Source organism: Hyalangium ruber (genome assembly GCF_034259325.1).
Classification (GTDB): domain Bacteria; phylum Myxococcota; class Myxococcia; order Myxococcales; family Myxococcaceae; genus Hyalangium_A; species Hyalangium_A rubrum.
Genome location: NZ_JAXIVS010000004.1, coordinates 323293 through 340374 on the forward strand (window position 1 = coordinate 323293; position 17082 = coordinate 340374).

A 17082-nucleotide genomic window follows, 5' to 3' on the forward strand; every position below is an offset into this window, starting at 1 on the left:
TGACAGTCCGGAAGGCCCAACCTGTGGTGGCAGGTCGAGCCCGGCGCTACAGCCCTGATGGGTGGCCCCCCCAGCTCCAACCTGGGGGATTGCCCGCGCGCTCCCTGGGGAGCACGCAGCCCGCTCAGGTCTTGTTGGACACGGGCACGCCCTGCTTCACCACCACCTCGTCGATGATGCCGTACTGGCGCGCGTCATCGGCGCTCATGAAGTAGTCGCGCTCGGTGTCCTTCTCGATGCGCTCGATGTTGTGGCCCGTGTGCTTCACGATGAGACCGTTGATGTAGGCACGCAGGCGGAGGATCTCCTTCGCCTGGATGTCGATGTCCGTCGCCTGGCCCTGCGCGCCGCCCAGCGGCTGGTGAATCATGATGCGCGCGTTGGGCAGCGCGTAGCGCTTGCCCTTGGTCCCCGCCAGCAGGAGCAACGCGCCCATGGAGGCCGCCTGGCCCACGCAGATGGTGGAGACCGGGCACTTGACGTACTGCATCGTGTCATAGATGCCCAGGCCCGCCGTCACCGAGCCGCCCGGCGAGTTGATGTAGATGTTGATGCCCTTGTCCGGGTCCTCCGACTCCAGAAACAGCATCTGGGCGATGATGACGTTGGCCACATCGTCATTGATGGGCGTGCCCAGCATGATGATCCGGTCCTTCAGCAGCCGGCTGTAGAGGTCGTACGCCCGCTCGCCGCGGTGCGTGGTCTCGATGACGAAGGGGATGTTCATGGCACACCTACCCTAATCGTCCCTCGGCCCGCATGCTCGCCCGTTCTTCTCGGACCGTGTGGTGCGTTACGATTCGCTCCCTTCCGCCCAGGCGCCATGGATCCCTCCGAGATTGACTCCATCCTCACCGCCACCCTGGCGGACAAGCAGCTCACCCGCTCGGAGAAGCGTGCCCTCCAGGCCGTGCTCGATGACAGGCGGGCAAGCGAGGCCGTGCTCGCCCTCTTCCGCTCGCGGGCCTTTGCCCTCGCTCGAGAGTCGGTGGTGGACCCGCGCGCCCGGCAGGTCATCTCCTGGCTGGAGGAGACCGTCCAGGCGCTCCTGCCCACCCGGCGTGTCCCCGACAGCGCCCGCACGGAGGCCCACTTCTCCCCCGGGGAGGGCCCCCTGCGCGCCATCGTCAAGCTCATCGAGGAGGCGCGCGGCTCCATCGATGTATGTGTCTTCACGGTGACGGATGACCGCCTCACCCGGGCGCTGATGGACGCGCACCGGCGCGGCGTCCGGGTACGGGTGCTGAGCGACGACGAGAAGTCGCTGGATGCGGGCTCCGACATGTGGCGCCTGCGCGACGGGGGCATCCCCGTCCGCCTGGACCGGGCCGAGGCCCACATGCACCACAAGTTCGCCGTCTTCGACCGGCTGCGCCTGCTCACGGGCAGCTACAACTGGACCCGCTCGGCCGCGGACGTGAACCACGAGAACGTGCTCGTCTCGGATGATCCACGCCTCGTGCAGCCCTTCTGCCGGGCCTTCGACGACCTCTGGACCGCCCTCGAATAGGCTCCCGCGTCCCGCGGCCTACAGGTTGCCGATCATCTTCTCCGGGCGCACCCACTGGTCGAACTGCTCGGCGGTCAGCAGCCCCAGTTCCACCGCCACCTCCTTGAGCGTCTTGCCCTCCTTGTGGGCCTTCTTGGCGATCTTCGCCGCGTTGTCGTAGCCGATGTGCGGGTTGAGCGCCGTCACTAGCATCAGCGAGCGCTCCAGGTTCTCCTTCAGCCGCTCCCGGTTCGGCTCGATGCCCACCGCGCAATTCACCCGGAAGCTCCGCATCCCATCCGCCAGCAGCCGGCAGCTCTGCAGGAAGTTGTGGATGATGAGCGGCTTGAAGACGTTCAGCTCGAAGTTGCCCGAGGCCCCGCCCAGGCTGATGGCCACGTCATTGCCCATCACCTGAGCGCACAGCATCGTCAGCGCCTCGGACTGCGTGGGGTTCACCTTGCCCGGCATGATGGAGCTGCCCGGCTCGTTCTCAGGAATGAGGAGTTCCCCAATCCCCGAGCGCGGCCCGGACGCCAGCCACCGCACGTCATTGGCGATCTTGAACAGCACCGCCGCCAGTCCCTTCAGCGCCCCATGCGCCTGCACCAGCGCATCATTGGCCGCCAGCGCCTCGAACTTGTTGGGCGCTGTGACGAACGGGTGCCCCGTCAACCGGGCGATCTCCTTGGCCACTCGCTCGGAGTAACCCTTGGGCGCGTTCAGGCCGGTGCCCACCGCCGTGCCGCCCAGCGCCAGCTCGTACAGGTGCGGCAGCGTGCGCTCCAGATGCCCTCGCGCGTGGTCCAGCTGCGCCACGTAGCCACTGAACTCCTGCCCCAGCGTCAGCGGGGTGGCGTCCTGCAGGTGCGTGCGGCCGATCTTCACGATGTCCTTGAAGGCCTCGGACTTCTTCGCCAGCACGTCCCGCAGCTCCTTCAGCTCGGGCAGCACGTGGCGGACCACCGCCTCCACCGCCGCCACGCTCATCGCCGTGGGGAACACGTCGTTGGAGCTCTGGCCCTTGTTCACATCGTCGTTGGGGTGGACCTTGCGGCTCTCGCCGCGCTCGCCGCCCAGCAGCTCCGAGGCGCGGTTGGCCAGCACCTCGTTGCAGTTCATGTTCGTCTGCGTGCCGCTGCCCGTCTGCCACACCAGCAACGGGAACTCCTCGTCGTGCTGGCCCGCGAGCACCTCGTCCGCCGCCTTGGCGATGGCCTCGCCCTTCTCCTTGGGCAGCGAGCCATTCTCGACGTTCACCAGGGCGGCCGCCTTCTTCACCTGCACCAGGGCGTGGATGAGCGCCAGCGGCATGCGCTCGCTGGAGATGGCGAAGTTCTGGCGGCTGCGCTGCGTCTGCGCGCCCCAGAGGTGGTCTGCGGGTACCTCGATGGGACCGAAGGTGTCCTTCTCGATGCGAACGTTCTTAGTGCTCACGAAAGTGTCTCCTCGGGCTGCATTCCCACGGCCCCTCGCCCGTAGCACGAAAGCCCGGGCTGTCACGCCCATGCGTGGGGCCTGTCCGTGGGTTAGCGTCCAGCCGTGAACCCTGCCACCGGAACCATCCGCGCCCTCCTGCTTGCCCAGGCACGGGGCACGCCCATGCGCCGCGTCCCCGAGGCCCTCGCCGTCGAGCAGCGCGGCTTCGAGGGGGACCGGCACTTCCAACGTGCGCTCGGCCACAAGCGCCAGCTCCTGCTGCTGGACGAGTCCTCCCGCGAGGCGCTCCAGGTCGAGGTGGGCGCCCTCAAGGAGAACATCCTGATCGCCGGCCTGCCCCTGGACACGTTGCCTCCGGGCCAGCGTCTGGCGCTGGGGGACACGGTCCTGGTGGAGCTCACCGAGCCGTGCGTGCCCTGCTGGAAGCTGGATGCGCTGCGCCCGGGGCTCTTGAAGGAGAGCTGGGGCCGGCGTGGGCAGCTCGCGCGCGTGCTGCGCGGTGGCACCGTGCGCGAGGGCGACACCGTTCGCCTGCTCGACATCAACCCCGATGCGCCTCGTGTCATCCGCCCGAAGCTCCCGTGAGTCCGGCTCGCGTGAGGGTAGCGGCAGCGGCGCTCCTATGCTCCGCTCCCGCGCCATGAGCTCCTCCTTCCCTCGCGCCCTCGCCGCTCCGGCGGGCGATCTCGTGGTCCTCTCGCGCGAACTCGTCGCGAGCGTCACCCAGGCCTCCCGCGAGAGCCCGCGCCGTCGCGTCATCCAGCCCTTCCACAAGAGCGACGCCGACCCGCTGCACCGGATGCTCAACATCATCCAGCCCGACAGCTACGTGCGGCCCCACCGGCACCTGGATCCCCCCAAGGCCGAGGCCTGGGTGCTCCTCCAGGGCAAGCTCGCCTTCTTCACCTTCGAGGAGGATGGCCGCGTGCGCGACTGCCTCGAGCTGGAGGCCGGCGGAGAACACTTCGGCGTGGACCTGGCCCCGGGCATCTTCCACAGCCTCGTGGCGCTCACCCCGGACACGGTCATCTTCGAGGTGAAGACCGGGCCGTACGCGCCCGCCAATGACAAGACCTTCGCGCCCTGGGCTCCCGAGGAGGGCAGCCCCGAAGCCACCCATTACATGGCCCGGCTGCGCGAGGACTACCAGCGGCGCTACCTCCGCCCCTAACTGCTCCTGCGACGCTTCCCCATGCTCGCGGAGGTAGGCAACGTGGCGGCCTTCATGGCTTCAGATTACGCAAGCCCGATCACCGCGACCGCCGTCAACATCACGTGCGGCGCGGTCGTCGGCTGAACCCCGAGGAACACACGATGCAGAAGCGGCAGCTCGGCAAGTCCGACCTTCACATCACCCCCATCGGCTTCGGCGCCTGGGCCATCGGTGGCTCGGGCTGGGCTTACGCCTGGGGACACCAGGATGACCAGCAGTCCATCCACTCCATCCACCGCGCCCTGGACCTGGGCATCAACTGGATCGACACCGCCGCCGTGTACGGGCTCGGCCACTCGGAGGAGGTCGTCGCCTCCGCCCTGCAGGGCCGCTCGAACCGCCCCTACCTCTTCACCAAGTGCAGCCTCGTCTGGGACGCCAAGGGCCAAGTCCACAACGAGCTGAGTCCGGACTCCATCCGCCGGGAGTGCGAGGCCAGCCTGCGCCGCCTCAAGGTGGACGCCATCGACCTCTATCAAGTCCACTGGCCGCTCGCGGAAGACTCGCTCGAGGGCATCGAGGCAGGCTGGACGGCCATGGCTGAGCTGCAGCGCCAGGGCAAGGTGCGCTGGATCGGCGTCTCCAACTTCAACTCGAAGCAGATGGCGCTCGCCCAGCGCATCGCGCCCATCACCTCGCTGCAGCCGCCCTACTCGCTCATCCACCGCGACATCGAGGCGGACATCCTCCCGTTCTGCGAGCGCAACAACATCGGCGTCATCGGCTACTCGCCCATGGCCTCCGGCCTGCTGACGGGCTCCATGACCCGTGAGCGCGTGGCGGCCTTCCCCCAGGATGACTGGCGGCGCCGCAGCTCGGACTTCCAGGAGCCGAACCTGTCGCGCCACCTGGCGCTGGTGGACCGGTTGCGAGAGATCGGCGCGCGGCACGGGCGCTCCCCCGCCGAGGTCGCCATCGCGTGGACGCTGCGGCTGCCCGCCGTCACCGCCGCCATCGTGGGCGCCCGCAGCGCCGAACAGGTGCAGGGCTTCATCGGCGCCATGGACTTCCGGCTCTCGCCCACCGAGCAGAAAGAGATCGAGGACTTCCTGCGCCAGTAGCGGCTACCCGCGAGCGTCGCCCTTCAGCGGCGGGAGGTTCGCGACCTCCTGCCGCCACCGTGCCTCGCGCTTCACCTCCTCCGCGAAATGCGCCTGCAGGTACTGCCGCAGCGACTCCCGGCCGAAGCCCACAGGGTCGAGGGCCAGGAAGCGCTGCAGGTCCTCACCGAACTCGCCGGCGGTGCGATAACGCGCGGACACATCTCGCGCGAGCGCCTTGAGGACGATCTGATCGAGCATGGAGGGGATGCGCGGGTCGTGTGTGGACGGAGGCAGCGCCTGCGCGTCGCATATCTGGCGCAGGGTGTCCACCTCGTGAGCGCCCACGAAGGGCCGGCGGCCCGTGAGCAGCTCGTAGAGGCACACGCCCACGGTGAACACGTCGGCGCGCCCGTCCACTGGCTCACCGCGAATCTGCTCCGGGCTCAGATAGCCGAGCTTTCCCTTGATGATGCCGGGCTGCGTCTGCGTCCGCCGGCCGGCCGCCTTCGCGATGCCGAAGTCGATGACCTTGACCTCTCCCTCGTAGGAGACCAGGACGTCCTGGAGGGAGAGCCCCCGGTGGACGATGTGCAGCTCCCGTCCGTTCCGGTCCCTCTTGCGGTGGGCATACTCCAGCCCCTCGCACAGCATGGCGATGCAGTAGCAGGCCAGCGGCAACGGCACGGGCCGCCCCTCTCGCTGGCACTGCTCGAGGAGGTCCCCCAAGGACTTGCCGGGGATGTACTCCAACGAGAGGAAATGGACGCCGTCGTGCTCCCCCACCTCGTAGGTCTGCACGATGTTCGGGTGGATCAGCTGGAAGCCGATCTTCGCCTCATCGACGAACATCGCGATGAACTCCTCGGCGTCCGCTAGCGCCGGCAGGATTCGCTTGAGGGCCACGAGGCGCTCGAGCCCACCGCCGCCGAACATCTTCGCGCGCCACACCTCGGCCATCCCCCCTTCGGCGAGGCGGTCGAGCAGCAGGTAGTTGCCGAACGCAACGGACTGGAGCGGGCTCATCCCCCCAGTGTACCGCGCCGCTCACCGCTTCCAGAGCGAGCCCAGCTCCAGCTTGAGCGTCTGGAAGGGCTCGGCGCGCACCTTGGCCGCGTCCTCGTGGACCGCCAGCAGCGACCAGCACGCATCCTCGAAGCGGTAGACCTCCAGGGTGCGCGTGTCCGGGTTCACCAGCCACACGTGCTCCACCTGCTCGCGCGCGTAGGTCAGCATCTTGCTGCCCCGATCGAGCGCCTCCGTCTCGTCGGAGAGCACCTCGCACACCCAGTCCGGTGGCAGCGTCATCACCGTCACATCCGGCAGCTCCGGCAACCGCTCCCGCCGCCAGCCGGCGATGTCCGGGACGAGCATCTCCCCGCCCAGGTGCAGCTCCGGCGCGAAGAGCAGCACCCACCCCCCCGGCCCTCCCTTGCCGCTCATGAAGGGCCCGCCCAGCGTGCTCAGCAGGGCCGTGGCCGCCAGCGTCTGCACCGTGCCCGGCCGAGAGCTGGTCACCAGCTCGCCCCCAAGCATCTCCCCCACCAGGTTGGACGGCAGAGCCCCCAGGTCGGTGTACGTCAGGTCAGGGTTCGGCGGCGGGCGCGAGCGCATGCCCACAGCATGCACCCTACCCCTGACGTCTTCAAGAGGGTCTCCTACCCATCAGGGCAGGAGCCCCCTTCCCGCGGCTCCGCTCAGACCCGGCGCTCGACCCGCGGCTCCTCCGAGTTGCTGTCCGTCACCCGCGTCACCCAGTCCACCACCCGCTGCACTGGCGCCTTGCCCATCGCCGACGGAGGCGTGAAGGCCCACAGCAGCAGGTACACCATCAACGCCGTGCCGCCCGTCACCGCCAGGGCGATCACGAACGCCACGCGCAGCAGCGCCGCGTCCACGCCGAACTGCCGCCCGAGCGCCAGGCACACGCCCAGGAGTGCGCGCCCCTCACCGCCCCGGTGCATCGGCCCCGAGCCCGGCTGCCAGGCCTTGCAGTGCGGGCACTTCGTCGCCTCGTCCCGGAGATCCATCGCGCACGCCACACAACGCCTCGGGGTGTCCATGAGTTCTCGTCCTTTCGTACGCCCCCCTTGGATTCGAAGGGCCTCATTCCTACCTACGCGGCCTGTGCCTCCCCATTGCGCGGGGCCTGCCCGCCGGCGCTGCCTGGGCGTCAGGGCATTTACAAATTTATAGATTTTCTTGTTCACAACTACACAAGCAGGCAAGCTTCTCTTTCACAGGTGCTTCCTTTTCCCTTCTGGCAGACCCATTTTCTGAAGCGCTCGATGCTTTTACAACGCGCCACGTCAAGGAGTTCTCATGCGTGAACCCGTGTCCTCCCCGATGCCGCCCACCTTCGGACCCGGCGTGTCGCTTCGGGGTGCCTGGAACCCGGACTACGCGCGGGTGCTCACCCCCGAGGCCGTCGAGTTCGTCGCCAAGCTGGTGCGGACGTTCGATGGAAGACGCGAGGCGCTGCTGACTCGCCGCCAGGAGCGTCAGGCCGCCTTCCTACGGGGCGAGCGGCCTCAGTTCCTGCCCGAGACGAAGTCCGTGCGGGAGGGCGACTGGAAGGTAGCGCCGCTGCCCCAGGACCTGCTCGACCGGCGCGTGGAAATTACCGGCCCGGTGGACCGGAAGATGATCATCAACGCCCTCAACTCGGGCGCCAACGTCTTCATGGCGGACTTCGAGGACGCCAACAGCCCCACCTGGGACAACGTGGTGCGCGGGCAGCTCAACCTGATGGACGCGGTGCGCCGCACCATCGACTTCACCGCCGAGAACGGCAAGCACTACGAGCTGCACGAGAAGCCCGCCGTGCTCTTCGTTCGCCCGCGCGGCTGGCACCTGCCCGAGCGCCACCTGGAGGTGGATGGCAAGCCCGTCTCCGGCTCGCTCTTCGACTTCGGCCTGTTCTTCTTCCACAACGTGAAGGCGCAGCTCGAGCGCGGCACCGGGCCCTACTTCTACCTGCCCAAGATGGAGAGCCACCTGGAGGCCCGGCTGTGGAACGACGTGTTCCACCTGGCTCAGAGCGAGCTGGGCATCCCTCGGGGCACCATCAAGGCCACCGTGCTCATCGAGACGCTGCCCGCGGCGTTCGAGATGCACGAGATCCTCTACGAGCTGCGCGAGCACTCGGCGGGGCTCAACTGCGGCCGCTGGGACTACATCTTCAGCTTCATCAAGAAGCTCCAGAACGACCCCGCCTTCCTGCTGCCCGACCGCGGGCAGGTGACCATGGACAAGGCGTTCCTGGATGCCTACTCGCGGCTGCTCATCCAGACGTGCCACCGCCGGGGCGTCCACGCCATGGGCGGCATGGCCGCTTTCATCCCCATCAAGGGCGATGAGGACGCCAACGAGGCCGTCATGGCCAAGGTGCGCGCCGACAAGCTGCGCGAGGTGAAGAACGGCCATGACGGCACCTGGGTGGCCCACCCGGGCCTGGTGCCTCTGGCGCGCGAGGTGTTCGACTCGCACATGAAGGGCGCCCACCAACTCGACAACCTGCGCGAGGACGTGCAGGTGGGCCCCGCGGAGCTGCTCAAGGTGCCCCGCGGTACCCGCACCGAGGAAGGCCTGCGCCACAACATCAAGGTCGGCGTGCAGTACATGGCCGCCTGGCTGGACGGCCTGGGCTGTGTGCCCCTCTACAACCTCATGGAGGACGCGGCCACCGCGGAGATTTCCCGCGCCCAGGTGTGGCAGTGGATCCACCACGGCGCCACGCTGGAGGACGGCCGGCATGTGACGCGGGAGCTGTTCCGCCAGGTGTTCTCCGAGGAGCTGGGCCACCTGCGCCAGGAGGGCGCGCCCGAGCGCTACGGGGCGAAGTCCTTCACGCAGGCCAGCGAGCTCTTCGAGCGGCTGTCCACCGCGCCCACCTTCGAGGACTTCCTCACCCTTCCTGCCTACGAAGCATTGAACCCGCAGTTCTGAAAACCGCGAGAGGAGCTTTCGCATGTACGACGCCACCACCACCACTCCCGACTCTTCCCCTCACTCGAAGCTCCACGCTCAGCGTTTCGAGGGGATCGTCCGCAACTACACCCAGAAGGACGTGGAGAAGCTGCGCGGCTCCATCCGCATCAGCTACACGCTGGCGGAGATGGGCGCGAAGCGCCTGTGGGAGCTGCTGCACACCGAGAGCTTCGTCAACGCCCTGGGTGCGCTGACGGGCAACCAGGCCGTGCAGATGGTGCGCGCGGGCCTCAAGGCCATCTATCTGTCCGGCTGGCAGGTAGCGGCCGACGCCAACAGCGCCGGGCAGATGTATCCGGACCAGAGCCTCTACCCGGTGGACAGCGTGCCCACCGTGGTCCGCCGCATCAACTCGGCCCTGCGGCGCGCCGATCAGATCGACCATGCCGAGGGTCGCGATGACCGCTACTGGTTCGCACCCATCCTCGCCGACGCCGAGGCGGGCTTTGGCGGCCCGCTCAACGCCTTCGAGCTGATGAAGTCGATGATCGAGGCAGGCGCCGCGGGCGTGCATTTCGAGGATCAGCTCGCCAGCGAGAAGAAGTGCGGCCACATGGGCGGCAAGGTGTTGGTGCCCACCAACCAGTTCATCCGCACGCTGACGGCAGCACGACTGGCGGCCGATGTCATGGGCGTGCCGACCATTCTCGTGGCCCGCACGGACGCTGACAGCGCCAAGCTGCTGATGAGCGACGCGGACGAGTACGACCAGGCCTTCATCGACAAGAAGGCGGGGCGCAGCGCCGAGGGCTTCTTCCGCCTCAAGGGCGGCCTGGAGTGCGCCATCGCGCGCGGCCTGGCGTACGCGCCCTACGCGGACATGGTGTGGTGCGAGACGAGCACTCCGGACCTGAAGCAGGCGAAGCAGTTCGCCGAGGGCATCCACGCGAAGTTCCCGGGCAAGCTGCTGGCGTACAACTGCTCGCCGTCCTTCAACTGGAAGAAGCACCTGGATGACGCGACCATCGCCAAGTTCCAGCGGGAGCTGGGCGCCATGGGCTACAAGTTCCAGTTCGTCACCCTGGCGGGTTTCCACGCGCTCAACCACGCCATGTACGACCTGGCCCGGCAGTACAAGGACGGCGGCATGGCGGCGTACTCGGCGCTGCAGCAGCGTGAGTTCGCCTCGGAGAAGGACGGCTACACCGCCACGCGCCACCAGCGCGAGGTGGGCACCGGCTACTTCGACCAGGTGGCCGAGGTCATCTCCGGCGGCTGCTCCAGCACGCTGGCCCTGAACGAGTCCACCGAGGCGCACCAGTTCTAGCGTTCCGCCACTACCGAGGCCGCGTGTCCCTGGGCTGTTGCTCCCAGGGCCCGCTGCCTCTGTGTTTCTTCGGTCCGAGCGGAGCGCCTCAGCGCTTCTTCTTGTCGCTCTTCTCGTTGTAGGCGTCGCGCTGGCCGCGCTGCACGTCTCCCGCGCCGTTGTAGGGCACTCCCACCTCCGAGCGCTGCCCGCCGTTCTGATCGGAGAGGTCGGTCAGCGCTTCCCTGCCGCCGTCCCCTGGCAGCCGCTCCCCTTCCTCCTCCGGATCCTCCTGCTTCGCCGGATCCAGGGGCATGCCCACGCTGCGCTCCTTCCACTCCTTCGGGTCCATGGCTTCGCTCCTCTCGAGGTGTCTGCCCCTCAAGGTGCGGATGGGCCGGCCACGAGCAGCACGCGCCCGGATGCCTGCATGCCCTGGGCTCGTGGAGACGAGCGATGGGCCTTCAGTTCAGCAACGGCGGCTTCGACCTCGACGGGGGTGGACGGGCCTGCATCAGCTCCAGCCCCTGCCGCGTCAGCAGGAAGCGCACCACGCCCGAGCCTCGCTCCGTGTCGATCTCCGCCTCGAACGCCGGGCCGGAGATGCCGCCCAGGGCCACGTCTTTGCGGAGGTTGTGGACCCTACCGCTGAGGAGGTCTCCCGCTACCTGCCCCGACGAGTCGCCCCGCTGGTACAGCTCATACGCCGTCTGGTGCAGCGTCATCGCCAGCGAGGGCGTGAGCGGCTGCGTGCTGAACAGGACCGAGATGAGGGTCCAATAAGGGGGAGACTCGTCGTCGTCAGCCATCGCCCCACATCCTAATCAAGCACGGCCCCGCGCGCGTGGCTCTCTGCGTTGGACGATCTGCTCGGCCAGCGCCTCCTGCTGCTTCCAGTGCCCGTACAAGCGCCCCTGGGAGGCCAGTCGCTCCAGCCGGCGCTGCGTCTCCTCGTCCACCCGCCCCGCCGGTGCGTCCCGGTACGGTGTGCCCGGCAGTGGCATGAAGGTGTGCCCGTGGACTCGCGCTCCCAGATCCGAGAGTTGCTCCATCAACCGGAGCGTCGCGTCGATGTCCTGGGCCTCTTCTCCCGGCAGCCCGAGGATGAAGTCCACGTTGGGCAGGAAGCCCGCCTCCGTCGCCACTCGCACTGCCCGCACCACCGACTCCGTGTCGTGCCCCCGGTGGCTGCTCTTCAGAATGCGCTCGGAGCCCGACTGCCCGCCGATGATGAGGTTGTCGTTGGCCACGTACCGCTTGAGCACCGCCAGCGCCTCCGGCGTCACGTGCTCCGGCCGCACCTCCGAGGGGAAGGTGCCGAAGAAGATCCGCCCCTCGGGCGCCATCGCCTCCTTCAGCGCCGCCAGCAGCTCCTCCACGGCCGCCAGGTTCACCGCCTCGTCCACCGAGCCGTACGACAGCGAGGTGGGCGAGATGAAGCGCACGTCCCGCCGGCCCGAGCGCCGCAGCACCCGTGCCCACTCTGCCACGTTGCGCACGCTGCGGTGCCGGAACCGCGCCTTGCTCACGAAGGGCGTCTGGCAGAACCGGCACGCGTAGATGCATCCTCGAGTGATTTCGATGGCCCCGAACTTCCCCTGCCCCGCCGCGAACGGAGGGAAGGCGTCCAGGTCCACCACCCCCTCGCCCCGCCCGTTGTGTACCACCCGCCCCGCCTCCAACCGCGCCATCCCTCGCGTCCCCTTCGGATCCTCGCCACGCTGCAGCCGGCCCAGCAGCTCGCGCAGCAGATGCTCGCCTTCCCCCACCGCCACCAGGTCGAAGCCCGCCCGCAGCGTCTGCTCCGTCTCCGCCGTGGCGTGTACCCCTCCGGCGATGCAGAGAACCCGCCGGCCCTCCAGCCGCTCGCGCACCCACGTCAGCTCCTCGGCCGCCGCACCAAAGCTCGCCGAGTAGAAGGACCACGCCGCCACCACCGTGTCCCCCGCGTCCGCGCACTGCCGCACCGTGGCCAGCAGCGACTCGCGATCCCGAGGGAAGTGAAGCGACACGCCCGAGAGCGTCGCGTCCGACTCGATGGCGCCCGCCAGGACCGTGAAGGCGTACTTGCCCGGGTACTGGTAGCTCAGGACGAGCGAGACCTTCCCGTTGGAGCTCATGGATGCGCGATCATGCCACATGTGGCAGGACTCCTACCAAACCCCTGGAATCACAAGAGAAAAGAGGGTGAGCAACTTCCGCCCCTCCTGGCCGATAATGGGATCAGGAATCCGATCCCTGATCCGGGCCGGACCCATCTCTTTGGAGGAGCCATGAACATCAACAGCCTGGGCGGCCCGCGGATGACGCCCCTGACTTCCGTGGACAGCGCGTCCTCGACCGCTCGCACCAGCTTCGGCTCGCTCCTGCAGCAGGGCGGCGCCGCCAAGGCCGGTGGCGCCAACCCGCTCTCCGGCGGGAACATCGTCTCCGCGGCCATCGCCATCAACTCGGGCGGCGCTCCGAGCGCGGGTGTCGGCGCTCCCTATGCCCAGGCGACGCCCAACGCCCCCGCCCAAGGGACGACGCCCCCGTCTCCGACGACCCCGTCGACGGACTCCAACGCCGCCCAGCTCCAGGCCCAGGCCAAGTCCCAGGCCCAGACGGAGCAGATGATGGTGATGAAGAAGCTCGCGATCATGTCGATCGCCTCCTTCGCGGGCAGCACCTTCTCCCTGGGCAACAGCCGCATCCAGCTCGAGGCCGCGGACTGACCGTACCTCGGTAGTCCCGTGGAGGCGCTCGCGGCTCGTCACGTTTCGGCGAGCCGCTGGAGCGCCTCCCAGCATGCGCGTACGTGCCGCTCCTCCGTGCTCGGGGCGCCGATGGCCATGCGCAGCACGTACCTCGCGCTTGCTCCGCCCACCCCTGGCAACACCGTGTGCGTGAGGAACGCGCTCCCGCTGGCGTTCAGCCGCTCCAACAGCGCGCGGTTGCGTGCGTCCGTCTCCGAGGGCGCCTCTCCCGGGCGCGGCGCGAGGCGGAAGCACACCAGGCTCAGCGCGCGCGGCGCCGCCAGCTCGAAGCGCGTGTCCTGGCGCACCCAGTCCTCGAACAGCCCCGCAAGCCGCACGTGCTCACGGATGTAGGCCCGCAGGCCCTTCGCACCGTAGTGGCGAAGGACGAACCACAACTTCAGCGCGCGGAAGCGGCGGCCGAGCGGCACCTGCCAGTCCCGGTAGTCGATGACGGCGCCGCTGGCACTGGCGGCGTTGCGCAGGTACTCGGGCGTCACGCTCAGCGCGTCGAGCAGCGCGCTCCGGTCCCGCGTGTAGAAGGCGTTGCAGTCGAAGTTGGTGAGCAGCCACTTGTGCGGGTTGAAGGCGAACGAGTCCACCGCCTCGAGCCCCGTGGCTGGCTCCCGGTACTCCGGGCAGAGCAGCGCCGCGCCGGCCCACGCCGCGTCCACGTGGAGCCAGCCGCCCGCGGCGGACACGCCCGTGTCCCCCATCGCCCGAGACACCGGCCCCAGCGGGTCGAACGCTCCCGAGGAGGTGGTCCCGAGCGAGGCGCAAACGAAGAAGGGCTGCCGTCCCGCGGCCAGGTCCTCGCCAAGGGCGCGCTGGAGCGCCTCCGGGTTCATCGCGTAGGAAGCATCCGTCTCCACCATGCGCACGTGCAGGGTGTCGCTCGCATCGCGCGCCACGCCGCACAGCATGGCGGCCTTGAGCACCGAGGAGTGTGCCTGGGTGGAGGCGTACGCCACGAGGGGCGCATCTCCAGGCCGCTGGCGCCGCACCCGGGCGCGGGCCGCCACCATCGCCACCAGCGTGGCCTCGCTCGCCGTGCCCTGGATGACGCCGCCCCCCGTGCCCGAGGTAGAGCGGAAGGCCTGCGGCAGCGCCATCAGCTCCGCCAGCCAGTCCAGCACCCGCGTCTCCAGCTCGGTGGCGGCGGGGCTCGTGGACCAGAGCATCCCCTGCACGCCCAGCCCCGCGGACAGCAGCTCTCCGAGCACCGCCGGGCCCGAGGCGTTGGCGGGGAAGTACGCGAAGAACGAAGGCGACTGCCAGTGGGTGATGCCCGGCAGCACCACGGCATCCAGGTCCCGGAAGACGGCGTCCCAGCCCTCGCCGCCACCCAGTCCCTCCTCGGGAGCGTGCAGCGGCAGCTTCGCGGCCACCTCGCCCGGCGCCACCTGCGAGCGCACGGGGAAGGACTCCAGCCGCGCCCAGTAGTTGGCGATCCAGTCCACCATCTGGTGGCCCAACCGCCGGAACTCCTCGGCATTCAGGTGGGGCACCGCCTCGTCGCGCTCGTCACTCATGGCAGGGTGGCGAACCCTAGTGACGCACCCCGGGTGTGTCGAGGCCCCGCGAGGCCCTCGCCCGTGGGCTCACCGCCGATAGCGGGCGCGCAGGGCTCCCAGCAACCCCAGCAGCGCCAACGCCGCGAGCGGGCTGCCCGCGGCGGAGCAGCCGATGCCCGTGTTGGTGCCCGACTCGATGATCTCCGGGACTCCGCCGGGCGGGGACTCTCCCGTTTCCGGAGTGCCACCGGGCGTCGTCTCGCCTCCGGACGTGGGCGCCTCCGGCGCGGGCGTGCTCGGGTCTGGCTCGGCGGGCGGCAGGCCCGCATCGGGCGTGCCCGCGTCCGGCGGCGGCGTGCCCGCGTCCGGCGGGGCCGGAGGCAGCACATCCGCCAGCTGCGTCCCCTTGATGAAGGCGTCATGGTAGACGACGCCCACCGGGACGATGGTGTCCTTGCGGTACAGCCCCAGCTTCAAATAGTTCTTCGTCCCCGCGTACATCGTCGCCAGGTTCGTCCGGGGCACCACCTTCTCTCGGTTGTGCCACAGCTCGATGAAGCCCGTGTTCGCGTCGGCCGACCACTTCACGTGGAAGATGAACTCGTGCCACACCCCGCGCGTCAGCGGCGCGGTCCACGGGGTGACGCTGCTGGTGAGCGTCAGCCGCATCTCCTCCCCGTAGACGTGGAACTCCACCGGCGGCGAGCCGCAGCACCCGTCGTGGTGCCACTGGGTGAAGACCTGCCAGGCGCGCTCGCTGGGGTAGTCCGGCGCGAACATCACCTTCCAGCGGTAGTAGTACTCCGTGCCCGCGGTCTCGTTGCTCAAGTGGAACAGCTCGTTGCGGTTGCCGCTGGAGTCGATGGGGTCATCGCCCTGCACCACCGTGGCCTTCAGCGCGTAGCGGCCCTCCGCCACCGGGCTCGTCACCACCTGCAGCCGGTCCGCGCTCACCATCTGCACCCCCGAGTACTGCGACCGGTTGCCCGTCTCGAAGTCCCCCCTCCACACCACACCCGCCAAGGCCGGCCCGGACACCGCCAACGTCACAAGCCATACGGAGAGGAATCTCAAGGATGCGTCCTCGTGAAGGTTGGTTGACCAACGAACACGGCACCCTAGCCAAAAAACATGTTTCATTCCTGCCCCCCTTTCTTCCCGCTCCCTCGTCGCTAGAGCGAGCAGGCAGGCAGGGGCATGGCCTGTTCGAGACATGTTTCACCGCGAGACATGTCTCACGCCGCCCACCGGCCGTAGGAGGGAGCCCCGCGATTGACGCACGGCGTCACCCCGGCCGGGAACACAAGGGGCTGCTTGTGAGCACGCGTGGTGTATGGTCCCCACCCCTTCGCGGCGCCCTCTGACGGGGCGTCCCGGGTACCTCCATGCTTGTCCTGCGTGACGTCCAGAAGAGCGATCTGGCCGGCCTCAAGCGGCTGGCCGCCGTGCTCAATACGGTGAATCTCCCCAACAACGAGGAGACGCTCTCATCGATGATCGACAAGTCGATCCGGAGCTTCGCCGGCAAGGTGAAGAACCCCATGGAGCGCGAGTACCTCTTCGTGCTCGAGGATGCGCGCAACCAGCACCTCATCGGCACCTCGATGATCATCGCGCAGCACGGCACCTACGAGGCGCCGCACATCTATTACGAGGTGAGCGAGCGCGAGCACTACTCGGCCTCCATCGACCGGCACTTCCGGCACAAGGTGCTCTCCATCGCCTACCACTACGAGGGCCCGACGGAGATCGGCGGCCTCGTGGTGGACCCGCCCTACCGCGCCACCCCGGACAAGCCCGGCAAGCAGCTGTCCTTCGTGCGCTTCCTCTTCATCGCCATGCACCGGCGCCTGTTCCGCCCTCGGGTGCTGGCCGAGCTGCTGCCGCCGCTCCTTCCGGACGGGCGCAGCCTGCTGTGGGAGGCCTGCGGCAGGAAGTTCACCGGCCTGTCCTACCAGGAGGCTGACCGCCTCAGCCGGCAGAACAAGGAGTTCATCAAGGAGCTGTTCCCCGCCTCGGACATCTACGCCTCGCTGTTCCCGACGCGGGTGCAGAAGGTGCTGGGCGAAGTGGGCCCGCAGACGCGCGGCGTGCAGCGCATGCTGGAGCGCATCGGCTTCCGGTACGTGGAGCGCATCGACCCGTTCGACGGTGGGCCGCACTTCGAGGCCAACGTGACGGACATCACCCTGGTGCGCCGCTACCGCACGGCGAAGCTGGCCTCGGAGGACTTCGAGCAGGAGGGGGACGACATGCTCGTCGCCTTCGAGCGGGACTCGGGCCGCAACCGCTTCCGCGCGGTGCGCGCGCAGGTGCGCATGGACGACCAGACGGTGTACCTGCCCTCTCGCGCCAAGGAAGTGCTCGACGCGCCCGTCGGCGCACGGCTGTCCCTCATCCCCTTCGAGTAGGGGC

18 protein-coding genes are annotated in these 17082 nt (G+C 68.7%); 8 read left to right on the forward strand and 10 right to left on the reverse strand.

Features of this window, described 5'->3' with window-relative positions; all coding sequences use genetic code 11:
- Positions 1 to 124: 124 nt before the first annotated feature.
- Entirely contained in the window at positions 125 to 727 is a 603-nt protein-coding gene (gene clpP / locus SYV04_RS13535) for an ATP-dependent Clp endopeptidase proteolytic subunit ClpP (protein WP_321546151.1), read from the reverse strand.
- Between the two features lie 96 nt (positions 728 to 823).
- On the opposite strand from clpP, the gene SYV04_RS13540 reads away from it, so the two are divergent.
- Positions 824 to 1510, forward strand: coding sequence for a phospholipase D-like domain-containing protein (locus tag SYV04_RS13540; protein ID WP_321546152.1), 687 nt, complete (start codon positions 824 to 826; stop codon positions 1508 to 1510).
- Between the two features lie 18 nt (positions 1511 to 1528).
- On the opposite strand, the gene fumC is transcribed toward SYV04_RS13540, so the two are convergent.
- Complete coding sequence (gene fumC / locus SYV04_RS13545; protein ID WP_321546153.1) at positions 1529 to 2926, reverse strand: class II fumarate hydratase; 1398 nt, start codon at positions 2924 to 2926, stop codon at positions 1529 to 1531.
- Between the two features lie 105 nt (positions 2927 to 3031).
- Here fumC and SYV04_RS13550 point away from each other — a divergent pair, with 105 nt between their 5' ends.
- The 3 genes from SYV04_RS13550 to SYV04_RS13560 all read left to right on the forward strand — a co-directional run bounded on the left by SYV04_RS13550 (position 3032) and on the right by SYV04_RS13560 (position 5203).
- Positions 3032 to 3514: an MOSC domain-containing protein gene (locus SYV04_RS13550; RefSeq protein ID WP_321546154.1), complete on the forward strand. Its 483-nt coding sequence runs from the start codon at positions 3032 to 3034 to the stop codon at positions 3512 to 3514.
- A 55-nt stretch (positions 3515 to 3569) separates the two neighbouring features.
- On the forward strand, positions 3570 to 4100 hold the full coding sequence (locus tag SYV04_RS13555; RefSeq protein WP_321546155.1) for a WbuC family cupin fold metalloprotein: 531 nt from the start codon (positions 3570 to 3572) through the stop codon (positions 4098 to 4100).
- Positions 4101 to 4243: 143 nt separating this feature from the next.
- A complete protein-coding gene (locus SYV04_RS13560; RefSeq protein WP_321546156.1) occupies positions 4244 to 5203 on the forward strand; it encodes an aldo/keto reductase in 960 nt (319 codons plus the stop codon).
- 3 nt (positions 5204 to 5206) lie between these two features.
- On the opposite strand, the gene SYV04_RS13565 is transcribed toward SYV04_RS13560, so the two are convergent.
- The 3 genes from SYV04_RS13565 to SYV04_RS13575 all read right to left on the reverse strand — a co-directional run bounded on the left by SYV04_RS13565 (position 5207) and on the right by SYV04_RS13575 (position 7245).
- A complete protein-coding gene (locus SYV04_RS13565; RefSeq protein ID WP_321546157.1) occupies positions 5207 to 6208 on the reverse strand; it encodes a serine/threonine protein kinase in 1002 nt (333 codons plus the stop codon).
- A 21-nt stretch (positions 6209 to 6229) separates the two neighbouring features.
- Positions 6230 to 6796, reverse strand: a complete 567-nt coding sequence (locus SYV04_RS13570; protein WP_321546158.1) for a Uma2 family endonuclease — start codon at positions 6794 to 6796, stop codon at positions 6230 to 6232.
- Between the two features lie 83 nt (positions 6797 to 6879).
- Entirely contained in the window at positions 6880 to 7245 is a 366-nt protein-coding gene (locus SYV04_RS13575; protein ID WP_321546159.1) for a PspC domain-containing protein, read from the reverse strand.
- Positions 7246 to 7504: 259 nt separating this feature from the next.
- Between SYV04_RS13575 and aceB the strand changes: the two genes are divergently transcribed.
- Complete coding sequence (gene aceB / locus SYV04_RS13580; RefSeq protein ID WP_321546160.1) at positions 7505 to 9130, forward strand: malate synthase A; 1626 nt, start codon at positions 7505 to 7507, stop codon at positions 9128 to 9130.
- A 22-nt stretch (positions 9131 to 9152) separates the two neighbouring features.
- Positions 9153 to 10439 carry an isocitrate lyase gene (gene aceA / locus SYV04_RS13585; RefSeq protein WP_321546161.1) on the forward strand — a complete coding sequence of 429 codons (1287 nt, stop codon included), beginning with the start codon at positions 9153 to 9155 and terminating at the stop codon, positions 10437 to 10439.
- An 88-nt stretch (positions 10440 to 10527) separates the two neighbouring features.
- On the opposite strand, the gene SYV04_RS13590 is transcribed toward aceA, so the two are convergent.
- The 3 genes from SYV04_RS13590 to SYV04_RS13600 form a co-directional block, all read right to left on the reverse strand.
- Positions 10528 to 10770, reverse strand: coding sequence for a hypothetical protein (locus SYV04_RS13590; protein ID WP_321546162.1), 243 nt, complete (start codon positions 10768 to 10770; stop codon positions 10528 to 10530).
- 112 nt (positions 10771 to 10882) lie between these two features.
- On the reverse strand, positions 10883 to 11227 hold the full coding sequence (locus tag SYV04_RS13595) for a hypothetical protein (protein ID WP_321546163.1): 345 nt from the start codon (positions 11225 to 11227) through the stop codon (positions 10883 to 10885).
- A 15-nt stretch (positions 11228 to 11242) separates the two neighbouring features.
- Positions 11243 to 12538: a TIGR04013 family B12-binding domain/radical SAM domain-containing protein gene (locus tag SYV04_RS13600; RefSeq protein WP_321546164.1), complete on the reverse strand. Its 1296-nt coding sequence runs from the start codon at positions 12536 to 12538 to the stop codon at positions 11243 to 11245.
- A gap of 153 nt (positions 12539 to 12691) precedes the next feature.
- Between SYV04_RS13600 and SYV04_RS13605 the strand changes: the two genes are divergently transcribed.
- Positions 12692 to 13132 (forward strand): hypothetical protein, encoded by a 441-nt coding sequence (locus SYV04_RS13605; protein ID WP_321546165.1) that lies wholly within the window; start codon positions 12692 to 12694, stop codon positions 13130 to 13132.
- A gap of 38 nt (positions 13133 to 13170) precedes the next feature.
- Here the strand turns inward: SYV04_RS13605 and SYV04_RS13610 are convergent, their stop codons facing one another.
- On the reverse strand, positions 13171 to 14685 hold the full coding sequence (locus SYV04_RS13610; RefSeq protein WP_321546166.1) for a pyridoxal-dependent decarboxylase: 1515 nt from the start codon (positions 14683 to 14685) through the stop codon (positions 13171 to 13173).
- Between the two features lie 69 nt (positions 14686 to 14754).
- Positions 14755 to 15741 carry a polysaccharide lyase family 20 protein gene (locus tag SYV04_RS13615; protein ID WP_321546167.1) on the reverse strand — a complete coding sequence of 329 codons (987 nt, stop codon included), beginning with the start codon at positions 15739 to 15741 and terminating at the stop codon, positions 14755 to 14757.
- Positions 15742 to 16052: 311 nt separating this feature from the next.
- Here SYV04_RS13615 and SYV04_RS13620 point away from each other — a divergent pair, with 311 nt between their 5' ends.
- Positions 16053 to 17078 carry an arginine N-succinyltransferase gene (locus SYV04_RS13620; protein ID WP_321546168.1) on the forward strand — a complete coding sequence of 342 codons (1026 nt, stop codon included), beginning with the start codon at positions 16053 to 16055 and terminating at the stop codon, positions 17076 to 17078.
- The last annotated feature ends 4 nt before the right edge of the window (positions 17079 to 17082 follow it).